The organism is Pelagibius sp. 7325 (assembly GCF_037652055.1).
In the GTDB taxonomy this organism is placed as follows: domain Bacteria; phylum Pseudomonadota; class Alphaproteobacteria; order Kiloniellales; family Kiloniellaceae; genus Pelagibius.
Genome location: NZ_JBBKAH010000003.1, coordinates 370,866 through 395,600 on the forward strand (window position 1 = coordinate 370,866; position 24,735 = coordinate 395,600).

Annotated in this window: 20 protein-coding genes; 7 read left to right on the plus strand and 13 right to left on the minus strand. The window is 66.3% G+C overall.

Annotated features, from left to right (window positions below):
• Window positions 1–121: 121 nt before the first annotated feature.
• Window positions 122–1,921 (minus strand): SLC13 family permease, encoded by a 1,800-nt coding sequence (locus tag WDC82_RS10815; RefSeq protein WP_340117314.1) that lies wholly within the window; start codon window positions 1,919–1,921, stop codon window positions 122–124.
• Between the two features lie 172 nt (window positions 1,922–2,093).
• On the minus strand, window positions 2,094–3,917 hold the full coding sequence (locus WDC82_RS10820) for an ATP-binding protein (protein ID WP_340117316.1): 1,824 nt from the start codon (window positions 3,915–3,917) through the stop codon (window positions 2,094–2,096).
• Between the two features lie 383 nt (window positions 3,918–4,300).
• Between WDC82_RS10820 and WDC82_RS10825 the strand changes: the two genes are divergently transcribed.
• The 3 genes from WDC82_RS10825 to WDC82_RS10835 all read left to right on the plus strand — a co-directional run bounded on the left by WDC82_RS10825 (window position 4,301) and on the right by WDC82_RS10835 (window position 7,473).
• Window positions 4,301–4,768, plus strand: coding sequence for a RidA family protein (locus WDC82_RS10825; RefSeq protein ID WP_340117317.1), 468 nt, complete (start codon window positions 4,301–4,303; stop codon window positions 4,766–4,768).
• Between the two features lie 49 nt (window positions 4,769–4,817).
• Complete coding sequence (locus WDC82_RS10830; protein WP_340117318.1) at window positions 4,818–6,194, plus strand: glutamine synthetase family protein; 1,377 nt, start codon at window positions 4,818–4,820, stop codon at window positions 6,192–6,194.
• Between the two features lie 91 nt (window positions 6,195–6,285).
• Window positions 6,286–7,473, plus strand: a complete 1,188-nt coding sequence (locus tag WDC82_RS10835; protein WP_340117319.1) for a GNAT family N-acetyltransferase — start codon at window positions 6,286–6,288, stop codon at window positions 7,471–7,473.
• Window positions 7,474–7,567: 94 nt separating this feature from the next.
• Here WDC82_RS10835 and WDC82_RS10840 read toward each other — a convergent pair whose 3' ends face one another.
• Both WDC82_RS10840 and WDC82_RS10845 read right to left on the minus strand, forming a co-directional pair.
• Window positions 7,568–8,371 (minus strand): response regulator, encoded by an 804-nt coding sequence (locus WDC82_RS10840; protein WP_340117320.1) that lies wholly within the window; start codon window positions 8,369–8,371, stop codon window positions 7,568–7,570.
• Window positions 8,368–9,417 carry a HAMP domain-containing sensor histidine kinase gene (locus tag WDC82_RS10845; protein ID WP_340117321.1) on the minus strand — a complete coding sequence of 350 codons (1,050 nt, stop codon included), beginning with the start codon at window positions 9,415–9,417 and terminating at the stop codon, window positions 8,368–8,370. The genes WDC82_RS10840 and WDC82_RS10845 overlap by 4 nt, the downstream gene beginning before the upstream one ends.
• Before the next feature lie 494 nt (window positions 9,418–9,911).
• Between WDC82_RS10845 and WDC82_RS10850 the strand changes: the two genes are divergently transcribed.
• Window positions 9,912–10,679 carry a DUF1194 domain-containing protein gene (locus WDC82_RS10850; RefSeq protein WP_340117322.1) on the plus strand — a complete coding sequence of 256 codons (768 nt, stop codon included), beginning with the start codon at window positions 9,912–9,914 and terminating at the stop codon, window positions 10,677–10,679.
• Window positions 10,680–10,697: 18 nt separating this feature from the next.
• On the opposite strand, the gene WDC82_RS10855 is transcribed toward WDC82_RS10850, so the two are convergent.
• The 4 genes from WDC82_RS10855 to WDC82_RS10870 all read right to left on the minus strand — a co-directional run bounded on the left by WDC82_RS10855 (window position 10,698) and on the right by WDC82_RS10870 (window position 15,546).
• Window positions 10,698–11,786, minus strand: coding sequence for a metal-dependent hydrolase (locus WDC82_RS10855; protein WP_340117323.1), 1,089 nt, complete (start codon window positions 11,784–11,786; stop codon window positions 10,698–10,700).
• A 156-nt stretch (window positions 11,787–11,942) separates the two neighbouring features.
• Window positions 11,943–14,264, minus strand: coding sequence for an ATP-dependent Clp protease ATP-binding subunit ClpA (gene clpA / locus WDC82_RS10860; RefSeq protein WP_340117324.1), 2,322 nt, complete (start codon window positions 14,262–14,264; stop codon window positions 11,943–11,945).
• Window positions 14,265–14,271: 7 nt separating this feature from the next.
• Entirely contained in the window at window positions 14,272–14,595 is a 324-nt protein-coding gene (gene clpS / locus WDC82_RS10865; protein ID WP_340117325.1) for an ATP-dependent Clp protease adapter ClpS, read from the minus strand.
• A gap of 354 nt (window positions 14,596–14,949) precedes the next feature.
• Window positions 14,950–15,546 (minus strand): phasin family protein, encoded by a 597-nt coding sequence (locus WDC82_RS10870; RefSeq protein WP_340117326.1) that lies wholly within the window; start codon window positions 15,544–15,546, stop codon window positions 14,950–14,952.
• A gap of 483 nt (window positions 15,547–16,029) precedes the next feature.
• Here WDC82_RS10870 and WDC82_RS10875 point away from each other — a divergent pair, with 483 nt between their 5' ends.
• Window positions 16,030–16,797: a peptidase gene (locus tag WDC82_RS10875; RefSeq protein ID WP_340117327.1), complete on the plus strand. Its 768-nt coding sequence runs from the start codon at window positions 16,030–16,032 to the stop codon at window positions 16,795–16,797.
• 33 nt (window positions 16,798–16,830) lie between these two features.
• On the opposite strand, the gene WDC82_RS10880 is transcribed toward WDC82_RS10875, so the two are convergent.
• Complete coding sequence (locus tag WDC82_RS10880; protein WP_340117328.1) at window positions 16,831–17,586, minus strand: hypothetical protein; 756 nt, start codon at window positions 17,584–17,586, stop codon at window positions 16,831–16,833.
• A gap of 287 nt (window positions 17,587–17,873) precedes the next feature.
• On the opposite strand from WDC82_RS10880, the gene WDC82_RS10885 reads away from it, so the two are divergent.
• The gene (locus WDC82_RS10885; RefSeq protein ID WP_340117329.1) at window positions 17,874–19,142 is read left to right on the plus strand and encodes a D-alanyl-D-alanine carboxypeptidase family protein; all 1,269 of its coding nucleotides are present in this window, start codon (window positions 17,874–17,876) and stop codon (window positions 19,140–19,142) included.
• Window positions 19,143–19,282: 140 nt separating this feature from the next.
• A complete protein-coding gene (locus tag WDC82_RS10890; protein ID WP_340117330.1) occupies window positions 19,283–20,158 on the plus strand; it encodes a 23S rRNA (adenine(2030)-N(6))-methyltransferase RlmJ in 876 nt (291 codons plus the stop codon).
• Here WDC82_RS10890 and pgmG read toward each other — a convergent pair.
• From pgmG to WDC82_RS10910, 4 genes are all read right to left on the minus strand, one after another.
• Window positions 20,139–21,560, minus strand: coding sequence for a phosphoglucomutase/phosphomannomutase PgmG (gene pgmG / locus WDC82_RS10895; protein WP_340117331.1), 1,422 nt, complete (start codon window positions 21,558–21,560; stop codon window positions 20,139–20,141). The genes WDC82_RS10890 and pgmG overlap by 20 nt on opposite strands.
• A 4-nt stretch (window positions 21,561–21,564) precedes the next feature.
• Window positions 21,565–22,887 carry a UDP-glucose/GDP-mannose dehydrogenase family protein gene (locus WDC82_RS10900; protein WP_340117332.1) on the minus strand — a complete coding sequence of 441 codons (1,323 nt, stop codon included), beginning with the start codon at window positions 22,885–22,887 and terminating at the stop codon, window positions 21,565–21,567.
• 46 nt (window positions 22,888–22,933) lie between these two features.
• The gene (galU, locus tag WDC82_RS10905; protein ID WP_340117333.1) at window positions 22,934–23,812 is read right to left on the minus strand and encodes a UTP--glucose-1-phosphate uridylyltransferase GalU; all 879 of its coding nucleotides are present in this window, start codon (window positions 23,810–23,812) and stop codon (window positions 22,934–22,936) included.
• A gap of 184 nt (window positions 23,813–23,996) precedes the next feature.
• A complete protein-coding gene (locus WDC82_RS10910; RefSeq protein ID WP_340117334.1) occupies window positions 23,997–24,731 on the minus strand; it encodes a hypothetical protein in 735 nt (244 codons plus the stop codon).
• Window positions 24,732–24,735 lie beyond the last annotated feature (4 nt).

Here is a 24,735-nt window from a genome sequence, read left to right on the forward strand (position 1 = left end):
TCAGGCTGAGATTGATTTCCGCTTCGACTCACATTCCGACATTCATTTAGCCGACGGGCTTGGCGGCAACGGGGGTTGGACCGGACATAGCGGCCTGCCCCGTTCCGCCCTGGAGCGCCTCCTACCCCAGCGGCCAGAAGATCGGGATGACGATGGTGGCGGTGGCCCAGAGGATGAAGTTCAGCGGCAGGCCGATCTTGATGAAATCGGCGAAGCGGTAGCCGCCGGCGGCATAGACGAAGGTGTTGGTCTGGTAGCCGATGGGCGTCGCGAAGGAGGCGCTGGCGGCGAACATCACGGCCACCACGAAAGGCCGCGGATCGACGCCCATCTGCACCGCCAGGCCCGCCGCGATCGGCGTCAGCAGGATGGCCGCCGCGTTGTTGCTCATGACCTCGGTCAAGGCGGAGGTGACGAAGTAGACCGCCGAGAGCACCGCCAGCGGCCCCAGCATGCCGACGACCTGGGCGAGGCTCTGCACGATCAGCATGGCGGCGCCGGTCTTTTCCATGGCGATGGAGATCGCCAGCATGCCGAAGATCAGCATCAGGATGTTCCAGCGGACCGCGCTGTAGGCTTCCTCCGCATCGAGACAGCGCAGGGCGACGACGGCGGTGGCGGCCATCAGCGACAAGGCGGCGATGGGCAGCACCTCGAAGGCCGACAGCCCCATCACCAGCAGCACCGCGACGATCGCGAGGGGTGCCTTGTCGCGGCGCAGCGGCCGGGCGGTCGGATGGGTGAGGTTCACCAACTCCTTGTAGTCGAACAGCCGCTTCATGCTCTCGGCCGAGCCCTCCAGCAGCAGGGTGTCACCCATGCGTAGGCGCACCTCGTCGAAGTTGCCGGAAAGCCCCTCGCCGCGCCGGTGGATGGCCAGAATGTAAGCGCCGTAGAGGCGGCGCAGGTTGAGGTCGGCGACCCGGCGCCCGAGAAAGCGCGACTGCGGCCCGAGCACGCCTTCCATCACCACGCTCTCGCGCGCGCCGATCGGCTCGATGGCGTGGACGTCGCGGTGGCCGAAGGCGACGTCGCCGGCCTCGCGCAGGCCCAGCATGTCGCCGACCTTGCTGCGCACCACCAGGCGGTCGCCCGCCTCCAGCACCGCCTCGCCGATCACCGGGCGCAGCGAGAGGTCGCGGCGGACCAGGTCGATGACCCGGAGGCCGCGCGCCTCGGTGAAGCCGGCGTCCTTCAGGCGCTTGCCGATCAGCGGCGAGCCGAGCGGGATCAGCACGTCGGCCATGAAGTGCCGGTCCTCCGAGCGCGGCAGGAGTTCGGTCAGGATCTCGCGCTTGGGCAGCAGCCAGCGCCCGACCAGCAGCAGATAGGTGAGTCCCACCGCGCCCATGATGACCCCGGCGCCGGTGATCTCGAACATGCCGAAGGGCTCCAGGCCCTGCTCGCGCGCGACGCCGTCGACCAGGATGTTGGTGGAGGTGCCGATCAGCGTGGTGGTGCCGCCGAAAATGCTGGCGAAGGAAAGCGGGATCAGCAGCTTCGACGGCATCATGCCGATGGTGCGGGCGAGGCTGATGACCACCGGCGTCATGATGACGACGACCGGAGTGTTGTTGATGAAGGCCGACATCACCATGACGCCAACCATCAGCAAGGCGACCGACAGCAGCGGCGAGCGTCCGCCCGCCTTGCCGACAAGCCGGCCGAGCGTGTCGATCACGCCGGTGCGTTCCAAGGCCGCACTGAGCACGAACATGGCGGCGACGGTGATCGGAGCGGAATTGCTGAAAACGCTGAGCACATCGCTGGTGGTGAGGATGCCGCAGACCAGCAGCACGGCGACGGCGAGAAGGGCGACGATGTCCGGCGGCATCCGTTCGCGCACGAAGCCGAAGAACACCACCACGACCAACGCCAGAACGATGACGATCTCAAACGTCGGCCAATCGATGAAATGCATATGACATCACCCAGCAGTTGCCACATCCACCCCGGCACGCGCACCCAAATCGGGGGGCGAGCATCCATCGTGCCCGGCCCCGTGCGGGGGATCAAAATGAAGGCTTTTTGAAGTCTCGGGAAGGCCCTGTCGCAAGCCGCGCCGCGACCTGCCGGGCGACCCGCGGGAAAGCTCAGTTTTTCCGCTTCTCCCGCGGCGGCCGGCTGCCGCTGCGCGTCCGTTCGGGCGGCAGGATGAAGGTGACGCGGGTACCCTTGCCGAGTTCGCTCTCCAGCTTCAGCTCGCCGCCGTGCAGCTCGACCAGCTGCTTGACGATGGAAAGGCCGAGGCCGGTGCCCTCCTGCTGGCGGGTCTGGTCGCGGTGGACCTGCTCGAAGGGCTGCAGCACGCGCTGCAGGTCGGCGGCGGGAATGCCCGAGCCGGTGTCGGCGACGAAAATGCCGAGTGCCTTGCCGGGCATCGCCTTGCCTCCCAACACCACCTCGCCGCCCGACGGGGTGTGGCGCACCGCGTTGGACAGCAGGTTGATGAGGATCTGGCGCAGCGCCCGCTCGTCGGCGAGAATCATGAAGTTGCCGCCCTTTGCCGCGCCGGGATTTTCGATGCGCAGGGCGACACCCTTGCTGGAACAGTTTTCGCGGAACATGGAGGCGCTCTCCTCCAGCGCATCGGCCAGCACGATCCAGGAGTCTTTCAGCTTCACTGCGCCGGCCTCGATGCGCGACAGGTCGAGCAGGTCGTTGATCAGAGCCAGCAGGTGGCGCGCGCTGACCCGGATGTCCTGCAGGTACTCGGCATAGCGGGCGGAGCCGATCTTGCCGAAGGTCTCCGCCAGGATGACCTCCGAGAATCCGAGAATGGCGTTCAGCGGCGTGCGCAGTTCGTGGCTCATGTTGGCGAGAAACGCCGACTTGGAGCGGTTGGCCTCCTCCGCGCGCAGCCGCGCCTCGTGCTCGTCGCGCTTGGAGCGCTCCATGGCCTCGGCCATGGCGTTGAAGGAGATCTGCAGGTCGCGCAGTTCCTCCGGCACCAGCAAGCCCGTGCTGACCTCGGTGCGCGCCTTGGTGTTGCCCGCGGCCATGCGGCGCACGGCCTGCGAGACGCCGCGCAGCGGCCGGGTCATGTAGAAGGCCACGAGGTAGCCGATGGCGAGGGCGGCCAGCATGCCGACACCGACGACAATCAGCGCCGATCTGCTGACCCGCGCGGCGCGCTCGCGCAATTCGTCGACCGGCTGGACGACCATGACGCCCCACCCCGGCCCGTCCACCCGGGTGTAACCGGCGATGACCTCGGTCTGCAGAAGGGGCGACTCGAAGACGGTCACGCCGGCGTGGCCGATCTGCACCTCGCGCACCGGGGCGAGGCCGGCCATGCTGCGCATCTCACGGCGCCAGGTGGCATTGGGGTGCCCCAGAACGCGGCCCGTCTGGTCGAAGATGACGGCGTAGCCCTTGCGCCCGAAAGCGATGGTATCCGCCAGCTCGACGAAAAAGCCGGTGTTGAGCGCCCCCACCGCCAGCAAGCCATCGCGGTCCTCCGCCACATAGAGCGTCGGGGCGCCGTCGGGACCCGCCGTCACCGGGCTGACCGCCGCCGGCCGCTGCGCCGCCAGTTCGTGAAACCGCGCGAAGTCGGCCGCCTCGAGCACCTCCGGACAGCGGTTGTCGAAACTGTCGACGCGCAGCTTCAGATCGCCGCTAAGGGCGTCAAACACGCAAACGTTGCGAAAACGGAGCTCCTGCAGCAGCGTGTCCGCGCCCTCGATCCCGTCCTGGCCGAGCAGATTGCCGTGGATCAGACGGAAGGTCGCGGTGACGTCGCGGTGGTAGCTCTTCAGCGCCAGACCCAGGGTTTCAGCGATGAGCAGGTGGCGTTCGCGGACGTCCTCCACCTCGTTCGTCATCGACTGGGAATGCGGCCAGACCCAGAACAGGACCAGCGGCACCGCGGTCACCAGGCCGAAAATAGCCAGCAGCAGGTAGCGCAGCTTCATGCCGGCACCTGCCCGGCGGCGTCCCCCGGGGCTCGGCCCAGGGCGCCCAGCCGGCTCTCCCCCGGGCACAGCCGAGGGCCGGCGTCTCTCAGTCTGTGAGCCAGTTTGCCCAGTTCCGAGGCCCTCCCTCCTGACCTACTATAGAGGCCTTTTGCGGGAACTTCTTCCTTTCGTGACAGCAGCGTGGCGAAATTCCGGAGGGGTCAGCCCGGAGGGCCCCGCCGCCGCCCCCACCCCCAACCCCGCCCCCACCCAAGGTCGCCGGGCCGGCGCGGACCGGCAGGAAAAGGTCGCTCGCCGGGCTTGTCGCCCCGCGGGGGGCAAGGCTATGCTCCGCCCGCTTGGCCAAGACCTTGAATTTAGATAGAGGAAGGACCCGCCCAATGGCAGGAGAAGTGGACGCCCGGCTCGCCAAACTCGGCATCGAAGTGCCGCAGGCCGCCGCCCCGGTGGCCAACTACGTCGGCTACGTGCAGACCGGCAACCTGGTTTTCGTTTCCGGCCAGGTCCCCCTCAAGGACGGCAAGTTCCAGTACCAGGGCAAGCTGGGTGAGAGCATTTCGCTGGAGGACGCCCAGGCGGCCGCCCGGCTGTGCGCCATCAACGTCATCGCCCAGGTGAAGGCCGCCTGCGGCGGCGACCTGGACCGCGTCAGGCGGGTCGTCAAGCTGACCGGTTTCGTGAACTCGACCGGCGACTTCACCGACCAGCCGAAGGTGGTCAACGGCGCCTCCGACCTGATGGTCGAGGTCTTCGCCGACAAGGGCCGCCATTCCCGCGCCGCGGTTTCCGCCGCCGCCCTGCCCGCCGGCGTCGCCGTCGAGGTCGAGGCCGTGGTGGAAATCGGCTGAACCAGAAAGAGACAAAACGCCGGGGCAACTGCCCCGGCAAAGAAACATCATGCCAGACACAACCAGCAAGCTGCCCAGCGAGGCAGCGGAATTCCTCGCCCGTTATCCCGATACCGGTTCGCTCGACGCCATCTTCCCCGACCTCTCCGGCGTGATTCGCGGCAAGCGCTACCCCATCGCCGAACTCGGACAGGTCATGGGGTCCGGCTTTGCCCTGCCCGGATCGGTCTTCATGCTCGACACCATGGGCGAGAGCCACGACCCGGACGGCATCGGCTTTTCCGACGGCGATCCAGACTACCAGGCGAAGGTCATTCCCGGCACCCTGCTGCCGGTGCCCTGGGCGCAGCGCCCCCTGGCACAGGTCATGGTCACCCTGGTCGACGACGACGGCGAGCCCTACTACTACGAGCCGCGCAACGTGCTGCGCCGGGTCGCCCAGCGGCTCGACGACCTGGGCTTGAAGCCGGTGGTCGCCTTCGAGCTGGAGTTCTACCTGATCGACCGCGAGCGTACGCCGGAGGGGTCGCCGCAGCCGCCGATCTCCCCGGCCACCGGGCGGCGCGACTTCGGCACCCAGGTCTACGGCATGAAGACGCTGGACGCCTACGACGCCATGCTGGACGACATCACCAAGGCCTGCGCCATCCAGGAAGTGCCAACCGGCGCGGTGACGGCGGAGTACGCCGCCGGCCAGTTCGAAATCAACCTGGAGCACGTCGACGATCCGATCCAGGCCGCCGACGACTGCATCCTGTTCAAGCGCATCGTGCAGGGCGTCGCCCAGAAGCACGGTTTCCAGGCCACCTTCATGGCCAAGCCCTACGTGCTGCGCGCCGGCAATGGCATGCACATGCACGTCAGCCTGCTCGACCGGGACGGCCGCAACGTGTTCGACGGGGGCAAGGCGATCGCCAGCGATACCCTGCGCCATGCCATCGGCGGCGTGCTGGAGGTGATGCCGGAGTCGATGGCCTTCCTGGCGCCCAACATCAACTCCTACCGCCGTTACCTGCCGGACATCTTCGTGCCGACGCAGCGCAGCTGGGGCTTCGAGAACCGCTCGGTCGCCCTGCGCATCCCGGCCGGCGGCGGCGATGCCCGGCGCATCGAGCACCGCATCGCCGGCGCCGATGCCAATCCCTACCTGGCGCTGGCGACCCTCCTGTCCGGCATCCACAAGGGCATCGTCGAGAAGATCGACCCGGGCACGCCCTGGGACGGCAACGCGGCCATGGAGTTCGACGACGAGCTGCCGTGGCGGCCGGCGCGCGCCTACGACAAACTGACCGAGACCTGCGGCCTGGCCGACTACTTCGGCGCCGACTACCTGCGGGCCTATGCAGCGTGCAAGAACGCCGAGCTCGAAAGCTTCGAAACGCAGATCTCGCCGCTGGAATACATCTGGTTCCTGCAGGCGGATTGAGCCTTTGCCGCCGTTGCCCCTTGTCTCCCGCGGCGCTGATGTCATCTCATAGGGGATGAGCCGAAGCGACGCAGGAGGCGGGAGCAGCGCGATGCCGGACGGAAGCGACAGCCTGGCCGTCAAAGTCGTCAGCCGAATCGCCGAGGTGCCCGCTGCCGAATGGGATGCCTGCGCCGGCGGCAATCCTTTCGTCAGCCATGCCTTCCTGAACGCGCTGGAAGAAAGCGGCTCGGCCACCGCCGAGACCGGCTGGCTGCCGCAGCACCTGGTGCTGGAGAACCCCAAGGGCGGCCCGGGTAATACCCTGCTGGGCTGCGCGCCGCTATACCTGAAGAGCCATTCCTACGGCGAGTACGTCTTCGACTGGAACTGGGCCGACGCCTACGAGCGCGCCGGCGGGCGCTACTACCCGAAGCTGCAGTGTTCGGTGCCCTTCACCCCGGCGACCGGCCCCCGCCTGCTGGTGAACCCCGGGGCCGAGCGCGCCGAGGTCGAGGCCGGCCTCACCGCCGCCATGCTGGAGCTGGCCCGGCGTCACCAGGCCTCGTCTCTGCACATCACCTTCCCGACGAAGGCGCAGTACGACACCCTGGGCGAATTCGGCCTGCTGCAGCGCCTGGGCGTGCAGTATCACTGGGCCAACCGCGGCTACGCCGACTTCGACGCCTTCCTTGCTGAGCTTGCCTCGCGCAAGCGCAAGGCGATCAAGAAGGAGCGCCGCAAGGTGGCGGAGAGCGGCATCCGCCTGACGGCGCTGTCGGGCGATGCGATCGAGCCGCGCCACTGGGACGCCTTCTTTGCGTTCTACAGGACGACCGCCGACCGCAAGTGGGGCCAACCCTACCTGACGCGCGAGTTCTTCCACCTGCTGGGCGAGCGCCTGGCCGACAAGGTGGTGCTGGTGATGGCCGACCACGGCGACGAACTGGTCGCCGGCGCCCTCAACCTGAAATCAGACGACACCCTCTTCGGGCGCAACTGGGGCTGCCTGGAGCGCTTCAGGTTCCTGCACTTCGAGACCTGCTACTACCAGGCCATCGACTATGCCATCGCTCACGGGCTGAAATATGTCGAGGCCGGCGCCCAGGGCGAGCACAAGATCCAGCGCGGCTATCTGCCGACGCCGACCTACAGCGCCCACTGGATCGCGGACGCTGGCCTTTCCGCCGCAGTCGAGGAATTCCTGATCCGCGAACGCCGCGCCATGCAGCACGAGATCGCCGCGCTGGGCGACTGGAGCCCGTTCAAAGACGACTGCGGGGGCCCGGAGGGCACTTAGCAGGCTACTGAGAAAAGTATGACGACCTGATTGATCTCGCGCTTCGAGGCGCTCGCTTGCGCCCTCTCCCGCGCATGAGATCAATAATTTCCAGCTAAAACTTCTGAGCGCCCTCGACGCTCTTGGCGTGGTCGTGCCCAAGGGTCCAGCCGGTTCGGAACTGACTCTGGGTGATCAAGCGATCATAGTTTTCCAATAACGAGTCGACCTCGCTGCGTTGTACGAAGCCGGTTCTGTAGATGAGGTGCCGCAGGAAGCGCTTATTGTCCCGACCCTTGGCAACAACACTTGGAAATACACCCTCCATCAAACCGACGAGATAGCCAAAGCGGATCAGTATGTTGTCTTCCTCGCTGATGTGATCGTCACACTTCCTGAGAACTCCGGCCAGAAGTTCGAGCTTGGTCTGCTCGTCCGCATCCTCTTCCGGCGATTCCGGAGAGTCGTGATCAGCATACTCACCGATAATCGATTCCAGTTCCTTGATTGCCCGCTCGCGTCGCTCAATGGCGCCTTCATGATATCCCTTGCGCGACCAGTACTTCACCCGCTCCAGAATCCCGAGCACCGGTTCCGACTTCATCACATAATCGTCGCCGCCGGCGCGCAGGCATTCAAGCAACGTCTCCGGCTGGTCAAGGGCGGTCAGAAAAACGATCGGGCAGGTGTTGTCACCCTGCATCTTGCGGATGCGCGCGCAAGTGTCGATGCCGTTCAATTTCGGCATCATGATGTCCAGGATAATAAGTTCCGGGTTCTGCACTTTGTGAAGCAGTGAGATTGCCTTCTCACCGCTGTCCACTGCCATGACATTGAAGCCGGCAGCCTCCAGCACATCGCAGTAGAGATGCCGCAACTTTTCATTGTCTTCGGCCAGGATGACCGGCCTCGTGCTCATCCCGTCGGCCCTTCGTTCTCACTTCCCGCCGTCGCGGTCTGCGGCAGCGTGACGATCACGGTGGTGCCGCGGCCCGGCGCGGTATCGAACGCCAGGGTGCCGCCATGCAATTCGACGAAATACTTCACGATTGCCAGGCCAAGGCCCGCTCCCTCGTGGTTCCTGGAAAGCCCGGAATCGATCTGCGAGAAGGGCTCCAGTGCATGCTCCAGGTCCTTCGGGTCCATACCGATGCCCTGGTCGCAAACCTTGATCACGACGGCCTCGCCTTCGGTGCAGGCCGTCACCGACACCTGCGAGTCGCGCGGAGCGAACTTCACCGCATTTCCGACGAGATTGATGATAATCTGCTTCAGCCGCTTGACGTCAACATTGATCAGCGGAAGATCGTTGGGCACTCCATTGACGAGTGCGATGCCGCCCTTTTCAGCGCGCAGGTACAACAGTTTGAAGCATTCCCTGGTCACTTCGAACAGGTTCGCGTTCTCGCGGTACAGCCGGACCTTGCCCGCCTCGATGCGCGTCATGTCGAGAATGTCGTTGACGATGGCCAGCAGGTGTTCACCGCTCTCGCGTATATCCTTGGCATAGCCGGCGTAACGCTCGTCGATCGGCCCCATGAAACCGGATTCGATGAGCTGGGCATAGCCGCTGATAGCGTTGAGCGGCGTGCGCAGTTCATGGTTCAGGCTGGCAAGGAAGGCGGACTTCGCCTTGTGCGCGGCCGTCGCCGATTTGAGCGCTTGATGCAGGTCTTTGGTCAACGCCTCAATCTGCAGCTTGTCCTTGTGCTCAATGCGCCAGCGCCGCACGACAAAGATGAAACTCGTGAGGCCGGCACTCGCGATCGCCAGGATTGCCTCGTCCAAATCCCAGGCCTCGTGATCGCGCGACAATACATAGACCATGTCGAAGGCATCGATGTGGACCAGCACGAGATACAGCGCGATGCAGACCATGCCGTAGATGAGCAGTTCCACCACGATGCCGCGGGGCAGCTGTGCCGGTGCGTCCTTCGGGAGGCGCTTTGCAAAGGATTCGGGCATCGAGCGTCTAGTCGGTCCAAGCAGGGTGGCAAGCGGCAGGAAGCACTGGGCAGCGTCTCTTCGGGAACCTCAAGGCTGTTCGGGTACCTTCGGGCCACAAAGGAACGACGGGGCTTGATCAGCCAAAATTACCAAGAACCCTGATCAAACCGTCATTTGGCTTAAAGTAGGATAAAATGGTTAATGACTACTAAAATACGTTTAGCATGAAGTCATTAGCAGGAAGTCTCCATAGATTGCGGAGGGAAATAGGAATTTCCACTTTAGAGACTCGCGATCAAGCCGATCAAACTTGAGCAGAATGAACTGTGCCGGTCGCCAGCCTTTCCTCTGGATACCGCCGCACAGCCGCCCACCCGCCCCGCAAGGCGGTCGGCCATCCGGCTAGGAAAAACCCAGCCCGCGCAGGGCTGTCGTGTGAGTCCGCGCACTTCGGCTAAGATGTCACCTACTTGCCCTGATCGTCAGGCAACCACGATTGCGGAGAATGCCTCATGCGCTGGAAATCCTTGGCTCTGGCTGCCGGCTTCGCCGCCGTCGCCGCGCTGCCCCGTCCCGCCGCGGCGGTCGATCTGGCCCTGGTGCTGCTGAACGACGTCTCCAAGAGCATGGACGACGGCGAATACGCCCTGGTGAAGGACGGCTACCGCGCGGCTTTCTCCGACCCCGAGGTGATCGCCGCGCTGCTCGGCAACACCGGCGGCATTGCCGTGACCTACGTCGAATTTTCCGGCCGCGACGAGATCCAGCGGGTGCTGGACTGGCAGGTGCTGAGCGACGCCGCCTCGGCCCACGCCTTCGGCGAGGCGGTCGCCGCGGCGCCGCGCAGCAGCGCCGGCAATACCTCCCTGGCCGGCGGCCTCGCCGCGGCGGCGCGGATGCTGCAGGACAGCGACTTCGGCGCCGCCCGGCAGGTCATAGACATCGCCAGCGACCATCCCCACGACGGCGGGCGCTGCGAGCCGATCCGCGACGCTGCCGTGGCCGCCGGCATCACCATCAACGCCCTTCCCATCATCGACGATCGGCAGATCGGCACCATCGATGGCCGGCTGGGCTACTCCGAGGCGCGCTGGGGCAGTGAGAGCATCATGGAATTCTACCTGCGCACCGTGGTCGGCGGTCCCGGCGGCTTCGCCGTCGAGGCCCGCAGCTACGCGGTCTTCGGCGAAGCGCTGAAAAGGAAACTGCTGCTGGAGTTCATCGCCGAGCCACCGGCAGACGCCGACGGCGACATCTTCACTCTGGCCGCGGACGGCTGAGCCGCTCCCGCCCCAAAATCAGCACGCGGCCGGCGGCGCGGCAACCCGGGCAAGCTGCGAGGGTGCAAGCAGATCGACGCCGGCCAGGGCTTCGGCCGCGCGGCGTGCCGGCTCGCCGGTCAGGTTGGCGATCAGCCAGTCGACATCACCCTCGGCGCTGCGCGCGCCGGAGCGCCGCTCGGGCGCCATCGGCTGGAATCCCTCCCCCGCCCGCCGGGCGATCGCGAAGCTGAAGACGTAGTTCGGCGTCATGCCCATCCGCAGATCGGACACGCGCAGTTCGTCCTCCGCCAGGTCCAGGCGGAAGAAACCGTGACTGAACGCCGCCAGCCGGTCGAGGGCGTCCGAGGCGCCGAGGCAGGCCAGCCGCTCGGTGCCGCGCGCGTGCACATAGGCCGTCACCCGGTCATCGCCGCCAAACAGCGGCATGTAGAGATTGACGTAGCGGTCGCCCTCCACGGCGATCACCTTCCACACCAGCGTATTGAAGGGCGTCGGCGTTGCCAGCAGGCGCTCGGGCGCGACGCCGGCGTCCGCCAGGAGCGCCGTGGCCCGCTTCTCCACCACCTGCTGCGCCGCGACGCTCCAGCCCAGATAGGCGGTCGAGATCACGAGAGCGCCGGCGAGCACCTTGCCGAAGCGCGCCGTCCAGGCCCCCAGCGCGAGGGCCCAAACCGCCCCGAGCAGCAGCGGCAGGGTGTAGAGCGGATCGATGATAAAGACCGACCCGACACCGAACGGCTCCGGGACCACCGGCCAGAGAATGCGCGTGCCATAGATGGTCAGCGCGTCGAGCGCGGCGTGGGTGGCGAAGATCAGAAAGACAGCGATATAGGTCTGCAGGCGGCGGTCGCGCAGACCCTTGAACAATCTCACCAGCGCCTCGCCGAACAGCGGCGTCACCACCGCCTGCACGACGAAGGAATGGCTGGCGCCGCGGTGCAGGGTGAAGGAGTCGATCGGATCGTCGAAGGGGAACAGCACGTCGAGATCCGGCAGCGTGGCAAGCAAGCCGCCGGCAATGGCGGCCTTACGCGGCCCGATGCGGCGGCCGAGGACGGCCGCGCCGACACCGGCACCGAGCACGAACTGGGTCAGGGAATCCATCGGGGGCTCTTTGCACCGGCGGGTTGACGGGAGACGGGGAGAAGTCCCGCCCTAACGATATAGGGCCGGCGGCGGGCTTGTCACCGCCGCGCCAGGCTCAACGAGAAAGACCCGGCTTTCGCCGGGCCTTTCGCATTTCAGCAAGCCTCGCGGAGACTACTCCGCCAGCGCCGCGTCCTTCTTCTTGCCGCCCTTTCCGGGGCCCTTGCCCTTGGGCGGGGTGCCGCCTTCGGGGTAGGTGAAGACCGGCAGGCCGTCCTCGATATCGACCCGCACCACGCCGCCCTTGGAGAGCTTGCCGAACAGCAGTTCCTCGGCCAGCGGCTTCTTGATGTGCTCCTGGATCACGCGGGCCAGCGGGCGGGCACCGAACTGCCTGTCGAAGCCCTTGCCGGCCAGCCACTCACGCGCCGCATCGGTCAGCTCGATGGTCACCTGGCGGTCGGCCAGCTGTGCCTCCAGCTGCATGATAAACTTGTCGACGACGCGGGAGATCACCTCGGTGTCGAGATGCGTGAAGGGAATGATCGCGTCCAGGCGGTTGCGGAACTCCGGCGTGAACAGCTTGTTGATCGCCTCGGTGTCGTCGCCCGTCCGCACGTCGCGAGCGAAGCCGATCACCGGTTTGGCGAGATCGGCGGCGCCCGCGTTCGTCGTCATGATCAGGATGACGTTGCGGAAGTCCACCGTCTTGCCGTTGTGGTCGGTCATCTTGCCGTAGTCCATGACCTGCAGCAGGATGTTGAAGAGATCCGGATGCGCCTTCTCGATCTCGTCGAGCAGCAGCACGCAGTGCGGATGCTGGTCGACGGCGTCGGTCAGCAGGCCGCCCTGATCGAAGCCGACGTAGCCCGGGGGCGCACCAATCAGGCGCGAGACCGAGTGCCTCTCCATGTACTCCGACATGTCGAAGCGGGTGAGCTCGATGCCCAGCGAATGGGCGAGCTGGCGCGCAACCTCGGTCTTGCCGACGCCGGTCGGGCCGGAGAAGAGGTAGCAGCCGATCGGCTTTTCCGGCTCGCGCAGGCCGGCGCGGGCCAGCTTGATGGCGGCCGAGAGAGCGGTGATAGCCTTGTCCTGGCCGAACACCATGGTCCTGAGGTCGCGCTCGAGATTCTTCAGCGCGGCACGGTCGTCCTTGGAGACGCTCTTGGGCGGGATGCGGGCGATCTTCGCCACCACCGCCTCGACGTCCTTCACGCCGATGGTCTTCTTGCGCTTGGATTCCGGCAGCAGGCGCTGCGAGGCGCCGACCTCGTCGATCACGTCGATCGCCTTGTCGGGCAGCTTGCGGTCACCGATGTAGCGCGCCGAGAGTTCCACCGCCGTGCGGATCGCCTCGTTGGTGAAGCGCACGTTGTGGTGATCCTCGTAGTAGGGCTTGAGGCCGCGCAGGATCTTCACGGTGTCCTCGATCGAGGGCTCCATGATGTCGATCTTCTGGAACCGGCGCACCAGCGCGCGGTCCTTCTCGAAGTAGCCGCGGTATTCCTTGTAGGTGGTCGAGCCGATGCAGCGCAGCAGGCCGCTTTGCAACGCCGGCTTCAGCAGGTTGGAGGCATCCATGGCGCCGCCCGAGGTGGCGCCGGCGCCGATCACGGTGTGGATCTCGTCGATGAAGAGGATGGCGTTGTCCTGCGCCTCGATCTCCGAGACGACGGCCTTCAGGCGCTCCTCGAAGTCGCCGCGGTACCGGGTGCCGGCCAGCAGCGCGCCCATGTCGAGCGCGAAGATGGTCGCGCCCTGCAGAACCTCCGGCACGTCGCCGTCGACGATGCGACGGGCGAGGCCCTCGGCGATGGCGGTCTTGCCGACGCCCGGATCGCCGACATAAAGCGGGTTGTTCTTGGTGCGCCGGCACAGCACCTGGATGGTGCGCTCGATCTCGTTGGCGCGGCCGATCAGCGGGTCGATGCGGCCGTCGCGCGCCTTGCGGTTCAAGTCGACACAGTAGGCATCCAGCGCCTCGCGGCCCTTGCGCACCACCTTCTCCGCCTCCGCATCGTCTTCGGCGCCATCGACCGTGCGGGCCTCCTCGTGGCCCTTGGCCTTGGCGATGCCGTGGGAGATGTAGTTCACCGCGTCCAGGCGGCTCATCTCCTGTTCCTGCAGGTAGTAGACCGCGTGGCTCTCGCGCTCCGAGAACATCGCAACCAGCACGTTGGCGCCGGTCACCTCCTCGCGGCCGGAGGATTGCACGTGGATGGCGGCGCGCTGCAGCACCCGCTGGAAGCCGGCGGTCGGCTTTGCGTCGCCCAGCTGCGAGGTGATCAGGCTGGAGAGCTCGTTGTCGATGTAGTCCAGAATGTCGGCGCGCAGGCGTTCCAAGTCGACGCTGCAGGCCCTGAGGACCGCCATGGCGTCGGGATCGTCGATCAGCGCCAGCAGCAGATGTTCGAGCGTTGCGTACTCGTGGCGCCGCTCGTTGGCGCCGGCAAGTGCACGGTGAAGCGTCTGCTCTAAGTTCGCCGATAGCATCCGGGCTCTATTCCTTCTCTAGAGTACACTGAAGAGGGTGCTGGTGCTGGCGCGCATAGTCAATGACCTGCGTGACCTTGGTCTCCGCAACCTCATAGGTGAAGACGCCACACACGCCGACGCCACGCTGGTGGACGTGCAACATGATGCGGGTCGCCTCCTCGCGATTCTTGCTGAAGAACTGTTCAAGCACATGGACGACGAACTCCATCGGTGTGTAGTCGTCGTTCAGCATCAGGACTTTGTACATCGAGGGCTTTTTCGTCTTCGGCTTGCTTTTGACGATGATGCCGGTCGATGTGCCTCCGCCGCTCCGCTTATCTTCACTCATGCTACGGTGTCAGACCCAAAACTTAGTTACCAAACTGCGTCGTCACGCCACGACAATCATATTGGGTGCATTCCCGGCGGGAAAAGGCCCCAGGGCCATCCGGGGACAAATCGGGCGTCCCCTGCCGCCGAGAAACATCCGGGGCGCCGGCCCTGCCGATTCCCGAGTCGGTCCCGGCGCGACACCCGCTCAACAATATCAATACTATGCCATGACCCACGGCCGCGCCGAAGGGTGCAGATGAGTATGGGCTTTTTGTCCTATACTCATGCCCGCCCGCTTGTGAGCGCACCAATGAAAAGGGCCCGGCGCAGCGGCGCCGGGCCCTCTTTGCATCGGCAAAGGCTGCTGCGGTCAGGCCGCCACCGGCTTCATAAACTTCTCAACGGTGGCGTTCATGCTGATCTGGATCGGCTCGATGGCGTCATTGGCCAGCGCCATGGTCATCTCCGTCAGCTTGGCGCTCTCGGCGACGGCGCTGTCGAAGCGGCTGCGCGAGAACTCGGTCTGCAGGTCGACCAGTTCGCGCAGCGTGGTGGCGCCGAACAACGCCTTGGTGGTCGCCACGTTGGCTTCGACCGCGCTCTGGGCAATGCTCATCAGTTCCTTGTTCAAGGACTCGATGCCCTTGGTCAGCGCGGCGGTCGAGCGGACGTAAGCATCGACGTTGTCCTTGCCGAGACCGGCGAAATCGTCATAGCGCTTGAAGAGGGTCTCGGAGGCTTTCTCGACCTGCTCCTGGGCGAGCGCGATGGCCTGCTCGTAGCCCTTGGTGGCAGCCTGGCTGCCGGCCTTGAGAACGGTCTCCATGGTCTCCTGGTTGGCGGCGAAGGCGGTCTCGACGGGCTCAATCGCCTCGGTGACGGCCTTCTCGGTGACGGCAGCGCTCGCGGCGGCTGCGGTTGCCGGCTTCTTGGCGGTGGACTTGGTAGCGGACTTCTTGGTGGGCATCGAAAATCTCCCGGACTGCTGTCGCAAAAGGGTTGAGCTGGAAAACGGATGGGACGGGTCCTGCGCGCCCCTCGCGATGCGTCGGCGACCGCTCCAGGCGGCCCGTTGCGGCGTCCTCACCCGATCGCTCCGCGAGGAGATCCTTTTCAAGCGTTGCCGAGAAGGTCGAGCCTAGCGGGGTCCGGGGGTGTCGCGCGCAACCGACGCGTCATGCTGCACCGCAGCATCAGGCCTTAATGTATTAACCTTCTTTGCCGAGTCAAGGAATTTTTGTGCAGTGCAACATAACCGCAACGGCGGTGTCACCGGCATAGCCGCCCCGGCAGCGGGCGGCGTAGCGCCGGGGGTGCTGCCGCGATGCCGACCAGGCGCCCGCCGCACCGCAGCGACAGGCCGCTTGCTGGCCTAAAGGGGCTCTGTCACTATCCCTGCGACCGTGGAGTCACGGCTGAGAAACCCCGCCGGAGTTGCAACGGACACCGAATGACATATTGCCTGGGAATCAAGGTTGCCGACGGACTCATTTGCCTGGCGGACGGCCGCATCACGAGCGGGAACCAGGTAACCAACGCCCAGAAGCTCTCCATGCACGGCGGCCCCGGCGCCCAGTTCGCCATCATGACCTCCGGCCTGCGCTCCGTGCGCGACAAGGCGCTGGCCTACCTCGAGCGCGACATGCGCAAGAACCAGCCCCGCGGCTACCGGACCATGCTGGACGCGGTGACCGCCTTCTGCCGCTGCCTGCGCGAGGTCGCCAAGGAAGACCGCGAGCAGTTGGAAGGCTCAGATCTCACCTTCAATCTGCACACCCTGATGGTGGGGGCGCTGCCCGACGACAGCGAACCGAGCATCTTCCTGGTCTATCCGGAGGGCAACTGGATCGAGGTCGACCACCGCACACCCTACCTCTCCATCGGCGCCACCGCCTACGGCAAGCCGATCCTGGACCGGGCGCTGACGTACGACACCTCGATCGCCACGGCGCTGAAACTGGCCTACCTGTCGTTCGATTCGTCGCGGTTCTCCTCCGCCGACGTCGGTTTTCCCATCGACCTGGCGACCTACAGCCGGGCGGAAAAGCGCTGGCGCAAGGCGAATTACGACTACGACGACCTGCGCGAGCAGCGCATCTGGTGGAACGAGCACATCAAGAAGCTGGCGGTCGAGATGCCGGACGGCCCCTGGAACAGCGAGCTCAGGCCCGGCTCCAACACCGCCCATCTCACCATCGTCTCCGAAGACAAGAGCTGAGACCAAGGCAGCCCGCCGGCCCGGCGGCGCGGGTCACAAGGCGAGATTGCCGATCAGGCCGTTGTCGCCGACCTTCACGTTGAAAAAATTGCCCGTGGCGTCCTCGGCTTGCCGGCCCTGCGGCGAGCGCAGCCGCGCGGCGGTGCCGAGCGGCACGGCAACGGGTTCGCGCACGGCAACGCCGGTCTCGTCGAGAGCGAACAGCAGGTCGTCGAAGCGGATCGCGTCGAATCGCTCGGAGGGATAGCGCCAGGCGTTGAACGAATAGACGCCGTCGCGGCAGAGGTTCGAGATCCAGTAGGTTTCCTTGGAAAACAGCTGCAGCCCCTCGGGCGCCGGCGCGAAGGCGCCGCTGGCCTCCAGTTCACGATCCAGCCGCTCGACCACCGAGGCGCCGAGCGGCGCGTCGCTGCGGGTCCAACGCGCGAACGCCAGCGGGTCGTCGAACCTCAGCTTGGTCACGTCAAGGCCGCTCTCGCCGGCCACCCGCACGGTCAGCTGCGCGCCGCCGCCCGAAGTGTCGCCGATCACCTCGTAGCTGCGGACCTGCTTGTCGTAGTCGGCATTGTAGATGAGGCGGTAGTGCAGCGGGGCCCCTTCGACGCAGGTGCTGCGGATATCGTCGCCGTTCAGATAGCTGAACCAGGTCGCCTTGATGGTCGCCGGATTGTCGATGTCGCCGCGGTAGCTGCAGCCAGCGAGGACACTGCCGGCCACCGCCGCCGCCAGCAGCGGCGCCGCAAAGCGTTCCGCGAACGCGCCTTCCCTGAAAAACCTGTGAGTTCGCAAAAAGCTGCTCCTTGGTTTACGCAAATTAACGCTGTCCTAAGCACGCGACGGTAGAGAGCCGGCGGCTCGGCAGCGCGCCGGGTTTCGGATTCTGCGGACTCAAGCCGCTGAAATGAAGAGATTTTAACGACATTGTAATTGCTGCGGCATTAGACTGGACAGCGAATCAGGTGATGCCTTAGAATCGGTAACGTTTTCGGGGGATTACCGAAGATAGTTAATGTGACCTGGACGCCGGTGCCCGCGTCGCGTCACAGTGCGTTTTTTCGACTGCAAAGCGAGTGCCGATGTTCCGCAAGATCGCCGTGTTGCTCATGATGGTCGTCGCCTTTGGGGCCGGCGTCGCCGTGGTGCCTTCCGAGGCAACCGCGCGTTATGCTTCCATCGTCGTCGACGCCGACAGCGGCCAGGTGCTGCACGCGGTCAACGCCGATACGCGGAACTATCCTGCTTCGCTGACCAAGATGATGACCCTCTACATGCTGTTCGAGCAGCTGGAGAAGGGCGCGATGACGCTCGACCAGGCGCTGCCGGTGTCCAAGCGCGCCGCCGGCATGCCCCCTTCGAAGCTGGGCCTCAAGCAGGGCGGCAGCATCAAGGTCGAGGACGCCATCCTGGCGCTGACGACCAAATCCGCCAACGATGTCGCCGTGGTGGTCGCCGAGGCGCTGGGCGGCTCGGAGATCAACTTCGCCAAGCTGATGACCGAGCGGGCCCAGGAAATCGGCATGACGCGGTCCACCTTCCGCAACGCCTCCGGCCTGCCCAACCGCGGCCAGAAGAGCACGGCGCGCGACATGGTGCGCCTCGCCAAGGCGCTGATGGAGGATTTCCCGCAGTACTACCACTACTTCTCGGCCACCAGCTTCAGCTACCAGGGCCGCAGCTACCGCAACCACAACCGCCTGCTGAAGAGCTACAACGGCACCGACGGCATCAAGACCGGCTACACCCGCGCCTCCGGCTTCAACCTGGTCAGCTCGGTGCAGCGCGACGGCCGCCGCGTCATCGCCGTGGTGCTGGGCGGCAAGACCGCCAAGTCGCGCGACCTCCACATGGTCAAGCTGCTCGACCGCGGCTTCACCAAGCTGGCCTCCATGGGCGTGAAGACCATTCCGGCGGTGCCCGACCGCAATCCGTTCCAGAATCCGGCCGCGACGTCGATCGAGGTCGCCGCCGCCGAGCCGGTGCCGGCGCCGCTGCGCACCCGCCCGGTGAAGCCGGTCGCGGCATCGTCGCAGATCGCCGCCGTCGACAGCGGCGACCTGGCGGTCGAGGGCGAGGAGATCACCAACGACTGGACGGTGCAGGTCGGCGCCTTCAGCCGCTTCAAGGCGGCCCACAGCAGCGCCCGGGCGGCGCTGGAGACGGCGCCGGGCGTTCTGGCAGGCGCCAGGCTCGCGATCGAGAAGATCCAGTCGGCCTCCGCCGGCGTGCTCTACCGCTCGCAGCTCACCGGCCTCTACGAGCAGCAGGCCCGCGAGGCCTGCCAGACGCTGATCGCCGCCGATCTGAACTGCGTGGTGGTGCAGCCGATGGCCCAGGGCTCCAACTAAGGCGTCCCGGGCCGCTTCCACGGGCCCGGGGAGGGCCTTCCCAAAAGTCCAGTCTCCGCCGTAGGGCGGCCCGCACGCGCAAGAGGCATTGCGCGCCGCGGCAAAATGCAGCAAAGCAAGCGGGCACAGGAGCGCCCGCCATGAACTACCGCCACGCCTATCACGCCGGAAGCTTTGCGGACGTGGTGAAGCACGCCGTGCTGGCGCTGGCCGTCGAGCGGCTGAAGGCCAAGGACGCGGCCTTCTGCGTCCTCGACACCCACGCCGGGACCGGCTGCTACGACCTCGCCACGACGACGGCGCGCAAGACCGGCGAGTACGAGACCGGCATCGGACGCCTGCTGGCCCGCGATCCGCGGGAACTGCCGGCCGAACTGAAGCCCTACCTCGGCGCGGTGGCGGCGCTGAACGGCGGTGCCCAGGGAAACGGCGGCCTGCGCTGGTATCCCGGCAGCCCGCGGCTGGTGCGCGCGCTGATGCGTGAGCAGGACCGGCTGATGGCGCTGGAGCTGCACCCGGAGGACGCCGTGACGCTGGCCGCGCTGTTCCAGCGCGATCCCCAGGTACAGGTGCGGCAAGGCGACGGCTATGTGGGTCTGAAGGCGCTGCTGCCGCCACGGGAGCGGCGCGGCCTCGTGCTCATCGATCCGCCGTTCGAAGCGGCGGACGAGTTCGAGCAGGTGGTCCGGGGCCTGCGCCAGGCCTACCGCCGCTGGGCGACCGGGCACTACGTGATCTGGTATCCGATCAAGCAGCGTGCGCCGGTGGCGGCCTTTCACGAGGCGCTGAAGGCGACGGGGATCGCGCGCATCCTGGCTGCCGAGCTGCTGCTGCGCCCGGCCGAGGACCCCCGACGACTGAACGGCAGCGGCCTCATCCTGGTCAACCCGCCGTGGCCGATCGAGGACCAGCTGCGCAGCCTGCTGCCGGCGCTGGCCGAGATTCTGGGCGCGGAGGCAGGCGGCGGGGCGCGCGTGGAATGGCTGGTGCCGGAGTCTAAAAGGCCGGCGGCGTGAGCCCGCTGGCGGTGAGCTGGGCGGCGAGCCTTGCGGTCAGCGCCGCGAGGCCGTCGGCGTCGGCCGCCTCGCAGCGCAGGGTCAGCGCGTCCTCGGTGTTGGAGGCGCGCAGCAGCCACCAGCCCTCTTTCTCCTTCACCCGCACGCCGTCTATCGCGGTGACTTCAGCCCCCTCGGCGGCGAGACGTGCCTTGACCTCCTCGACCACCGCCTGCTTGCGGTGCTCCGGACAGGGCACGCGCAGCTCCGGCGTGTTCACCAGCTGCGGCAGCCCGTCGCGGAATCCGGCCAGGGTCTGATCCGAAGACTGCAGGATGGCCAGCACCCGGATCGCCGCGTGGAGGCCGTCGTCGTAGCCGTAGAAGCCGTCGGCGAAGACGAAGTGGGCCGCCATCTCGCCGGCGAAGGGCGCGCCGATCTCCTTCATCTTGGCCTTGATGACCGAGTGGCCGGTCTTCCACATCAGCGGCCTGCCGCCCGCCGCGGCGATGCCGTCGAAGAGGACCTCGCTGCATTTGACGTCGCCGATGATGGTCGCCCCGGGATGGCGCTTCAGAATGTCGCGCGCGAGGAACAGCAGGATCTGGTCGCCCCAGACGATGCGCGCCTGAGAGTCGACCAGGCCCAGGCGGTCGCCGTCGCCGTCGAAGGCAATGCCGAGGTCGCAGCCCTCGCGCAGCACGGTCTCCTGCAACTGCTCGAGGTTCTCCGCCACCGTCGGGTCCGGGTGGTGGTTGGGAAAACTGCCGTCGATCTCAGCGTTCAGCAGGAAGTGCTCGCCCGGCAGGCGCGCGGTGACGGCGGCCATGGCCTCCCCCATCGCGCCGTTGCCGGCGTCCCACGCGACCTTCAGCCGGCGCTCGCCCTTCACGTCCTGCAGCAGCCGCGCCACGTAGGCGTCGAAGACCGAGATCTCCTGGATGCGTCCTTGGCCGCTCTCGTAGTCGGCGGCCGCCGCGAGGCGGCCCAGTTCCTGGATGTCGGGGCCGAACACCGATGCCTTGTGCAGCACCAGCTTGAAGCCGTTGTAGTCCGGCGGGTTGTGGGAACCGGTGATCATCACTCCGCCATCGACATCGGTGGTGTAGGCGGCGAAGTAGAGCATCGGCGTCGGCCCGCGGCCGACGAGCCGGACGTCGAGGCCGCAGGCGGCGAGGCCCTGGGTGAGCGCTTCGGCCAGCATCGGCGAGGAATGGCGTCCGTCGTAGCCCACGGCAATCGCCCGCGCCCCGCGCCGCCGGGCGAGGGTGCCGAAAGCACGCCCGAGACCATAGGCGTCGGCCGCGGTAATGGTGTCGCCGACGACGCCCCGTACATCGTATTCGCGCAGCACCGAAGGGGCGAAACGATGCGCTTTCAGCGGATCGAACGCGCCCGGATCGAAAGACGCATCCCGCGCCACGGCGCTAGGCGTCCGGCAGCGAAAGGGGGCGGCCGACGGAGCTGTAGTCGAAGCCTGCCGCCAGCATGTCGGTAGGATTGTAGACGTTGCGCAAGTCCACCATCACGGGCGCCTTCATGATCGACTTGATGCGGTCCACGTCCAGGCCGCGGAACTCGTTCCATTCCGTCAGGATGGCAACGGCGTCGGCACCGGTCATGGCCTCATAGGCATTCTTGCACCAGGAGACGCCCGGCAGCAACGACTCGGCCTGTGCCATGCCCTCCGGATCGAAGGCGCGCACCTTGGCGCCCGCGCCGATCAGCGCCGGCACGATCTGCAGACTGGGCGCGTCGCGCATATCGTCGGTATTGGGCTTGAAGGTGACGCCCAGGATGGCCACGGTCTTGCCGTTGACCGAACCGCCGCAGGCCTCGACGATGCGCGCGGCCATGGCGCGCTTGCGCTTGTCGTTGATGTCGATGACGGTCTCGATGATGCGCACCGGGGTCCCTGCCTTCTGCGCCGTGTGAACCAGCGCCAGGGTATCCTTGGGAAAGCAGGAACCGCCGTAGCCCGGCCCGGGATGCAGAAACTTGCGCCCGATGCGGCCGTCCAGGCCGATGCCGCGCGCCACGTCGTGCACGTCGGCCCCCACCCTCTCGCAGAGATCGGCAATCTCGTTGATGAAGGTGATTTTCATGGCGAGAAAAGCGTTGCCGGCATACTTGGTGAGCTCGGCGGTCTCGAGAGTGGTGAAGAGAATCGGCGTCTCGATCAGGTACAGCGGGCGGTAGAGTGCACGCATGACCTCGCGCGCCCGGTCGGTCTCGGCGCCAATGATGACGCGGTCGGGACGCATGAAATCGTTGATCGCCGCACCCTCGCGCAGGAACTCCGGATTGGAGACAACATCGAACTCGGCAACAGGATTGGTCTCGCGGATGAGGCGCTCGACCGCGCGGCCGGTGCCGACCGGCACCGTCGACTTGTTGATCACCACGGTGTAGCCGTTCAAGGCTGCCGCCACCTCGCGCACCGCATCGTAGACGTAGGTGAGGTCCGCCTCGCCGCCGGTACGCCCGGTCGGCGTGCCGACGGCGATGAAGACGGCATCGGCTTCGGCCACGGCACTCTGCAGGTCGGTGGTGAAGGTCAGCCGGCCGGCGGCGCGATTGTTGGCGACCAGCACCTCCAGCCCGGGCTCGAAGATCGGGATCTCACCCGCCTCCAGGCGCTTGATCTTGGCGGCATCCTTGTCGATGCAAACGACCTCGGTACCGAACTCCGAAAAGCAGGCGCCCGAGACGAGACCGACGTAGCCGGTGCCAACCATTGCTATCCGCATAGCGCGTTCTCCAGCAGGACCGGGCTCCCAGGAGCCCCGACTTTAATCAGGAAGTGGCGCCGTAACGCCGGATGATGTCGCGTGCCGTCTCGCGCAGGTCGTCGCGCTCCAGGGCGTAGGCGATGTTGGCTTCCAGGAAGCCGGCCTTGTTGCCGCAGTCGTAGCGGCGGCCCTCGAAGCGCAGGCCGTGGAAGGGCTGGCTGCCGATGGTGCGCGCCATGGCGTCGGTCAGCTGGATCTCGCCGCCGGCGCCCTTGTCCTGGCGGTCGAGCTCGTCGAAGATCTCGGGCTGCAGGATGTAGCGGCCGATGATGGAAAGCGTCGAGGGCGCGTCCTTCGGATCTGGCTTCTCAACCAGGCCCTTGGCTTTGGCGAGGCGGCCGTCATCTTCGACTACGTCCAGAATGCCGTAGCGATTCGTGTGCTCGCGCGGCACGTCTTCGACAGCCACAAGATTGCCGCCGACCTGCTCGTAAGCGGCCACGAGCTGGGCGAGACAGCCTTCTGGGTGCAACACCAGGTCGTCCGGCAGGATCACCGCGAAGGGCTCGCGGCCCACCAGGTTGCGCGCGCACCACACGGCATGGCCGAGGCCGAGGGCCTCCGGCTGACGGGTGTAGCTGATCTTGCCGGCGGCCGGCGACATCGCCGTGGCAAGCTTCATCTCGGCCGTCTTGCCGCGCGCCTCCAGCGTCTTCATCAGCTCGAAGTGATAGTCGAAATGATCCTCCAGCGCCGATTTACCGCGGCTGGTGACGAAGATGATCTCCTCGATGCCGGCCTTGCGCGCCTCCTCGACGCCGTACTGGATCAGCGGCTTGTCGACGACCGGCAGCATTTCCTTGGGAATCGCCTTGGTCGCCGGCAGGAAGCGCGTGCCGAGTCCACCGACGGGCAGCACCGCCTTGCGTATGGGACCTGTCATGAAAAGAGTTACCTCACGGATGTGGGGATCGGGCGGGGCGGGGTGTCACGTCTGGACTGTCTTGCCGGAGCGGTCCGGCTGGGGGCAGTCCGCTTGGGGGTTGTATTGCCACAGCGCGGCGTGCCGCGACAAGTGACACAAATGGCGCCTCGCAAGCCCCTGATTGCCTTGGAACGTTTGCAGTTTAATGACGCAGCAGCAGATCCTTCGCCTCGTTCAGCTTGGCCGCCAGGTAGTTCGAGCCGCCGTGGTCGGGATGCAGCTTCTGCATAAGCCGGCGGTGCGCCTCGCGGATCGCCTCGGGTTCGGCCCCCTCCTCCAGGCCCAGAATCTCCAGCGCCTCGGCGCGGGTCATCCCACCGCTGGCCCGGCCGCGGGCGCCCTGCCCGCCGGACCGGCCGGCCGCTTCGCCGTCGGGACCGCCCTGGGCTCCGCTTTCGGCGCCGTTGCGCCAATCCGCGTCCTGAGTGCGATCGAGATAGGCTTCCAGCACTGCCGCCGACTGCGAATCGGCAATGCTGTAGTCCTGCAGAAGTTCCAGCAATGCCGCCAGGTCGAGCTCCGAGAGCAGGCGGCCTTCATGGCGCCCATCAAGAATGCGGCCGTCGAGTTCGCCGGTATCGTGATCGAGGGTCATCTGCAGGAAACGGGTGCGTACCTCCGATGCCTGCCCGGCGGCGGGGCCCTGCGACGCCTTGACGCGGAGGAACAGGCGGTACAGCCAGAACGCCGCCGGCAGCGCGAACATCAAGAGGCCGAGGCGTCCGCCGACGACCAGCAACAGCAGCACAACGGCGGCCAGGGCGATGCCGCCCCATTTCAACGCACGGGCGACCTTGCGCGGATCCGCGTCGACGAACCAGCGGCCGAGAAACAGCAGGGCGACCAGCAAGGCGATGCCGAGAATGAAATACTGCATGTCG

Bases quoted from the DNA above. Each gene is read 5' to 3' on its own strand.
- WDC82_RS10835 (WP_340117319.1), top strand. From the start codon at position 6,286: ATGCCGGACGGAAGCGACAGCCTGGCCGTCAAAGTCGTCAGCCGAATC.
- WDC82_RS10875 (WP_340117327.1), top strand. From the start codon at position 16,030: ATGACATATTGCCTGGGAATCAAGGTTGCCGACGGACTCATTTGCCTG.
- WDC82_RS10890 (WP_340117330.1), top strand. From the start codon at position 19,283: ATGAACTACCGCCACGCCTATCACGCCGGAAGCTTTGCGGACGTGGTG.
- clpS (WP_340117325.1), bottom strand. From the start codon at position 14,595: ATGAGTGAAGATAAGCGGAGCGGCGGAGGCACATCGACCGGCATCATC.
- clpA (WP_340117324.1), bottom strand. From the start codon at position 14,264: ATGCTATCGGCGAACTTAGAGCAGACGCTTCACCGTGCACTTGCCGGC.
- WDC82_RS10845 (WP_340117321.1), bottom strand. From the start codon at position 9,417: ATGCCCGAATCCTTTGCAAAGCGCCTCCCGAAGGACGCACCGGCACAG.
- WDC82_RS10885 (WP_340117329.1), top strand. From the start codon at position 17,874: ATGTTCCGCAAGATCGCCGTGTTGCTCATGATGGTCGTCGCCTTTGGG.
- WDC82_RS10850 (WP_340117322.1), top strand. From the start codon at position 9,912: ATGCGCTGGAAATCCTTGGCTCTGGCTGCCGGCTTCGCCGCCGTCGCC.
- galU (WP_340117333.1), bottom strand. From the start codon at position 23,812: ATGACAGGTCCCATACGCAAGGCGGTGCTGCCCGTCGGTGGACTCGGC.
- WDC82_RS10900 (WP_340117332.1), bottom strand. From the start codon at position 22,887: ATGCGGATAGCAATGGTTGGCACCGGCTACGTCGGTCTCGTCTCGGGC.
- WDC82_RS10820 (WP_340117316.1), bottom strand. From the start codon at position 3,917: ATGAAGCTGCGCTACCTGCTGCTGGCTATTTTCGGCCTGGTGACCGCG.
- WDC82_RS10910 (WP_340117334.1), bottom strand. From the start codon at position 24,731: ATGCAGTATTTCATTCTCGGCATCGCCTTGCTGGTCGCCCTGCTGTTT.
- WDC82_RS10815 (WP_340117314.1), bottom strand. From the start codon at position 1,921: ATGCATTTCATCGATTGGCCGACGTTTGAGATCGTCATCGTTCTGGCG.
- WDC82_RS10825 (WP_340117317.1), top strand. From the start codon at position 4,301: ATGGCAGGAGAAGTGGACGCCCGGCTCGCCAAACTCGGCATCGAAGTG.
- WDC82_RS10840 (WP_340117320.1), bottom strand. From the start codon at position 8,371: ATGAGCACGAGGCCGGTCATCCTGGCCGAAGACAATGAAAAGTTGCGG.
- WDC82_RS10855 (WP_340117323.1), bottom strand. From the start codon at position 11,786: ATGGATTCCCTGACCCAGTTCGTGCTCGGTGCCGGTGTCGGCGCGGCC.
- WDC82_RS10830 (WP_340117318.1), top strand. From the start codon at position 4,818: ATGCCAGACACAACCAGCAAGCTGCCCAGCGAGGCAGCGGAATTCCTC.
- WDC82_RS10870 (WP_340117326.1), bottom strand. From the start codon at position 15,546: ATGCCCACCAAGAAGTCCGCTACCAAGTCCACCGCCAAGAAGCCGGCA.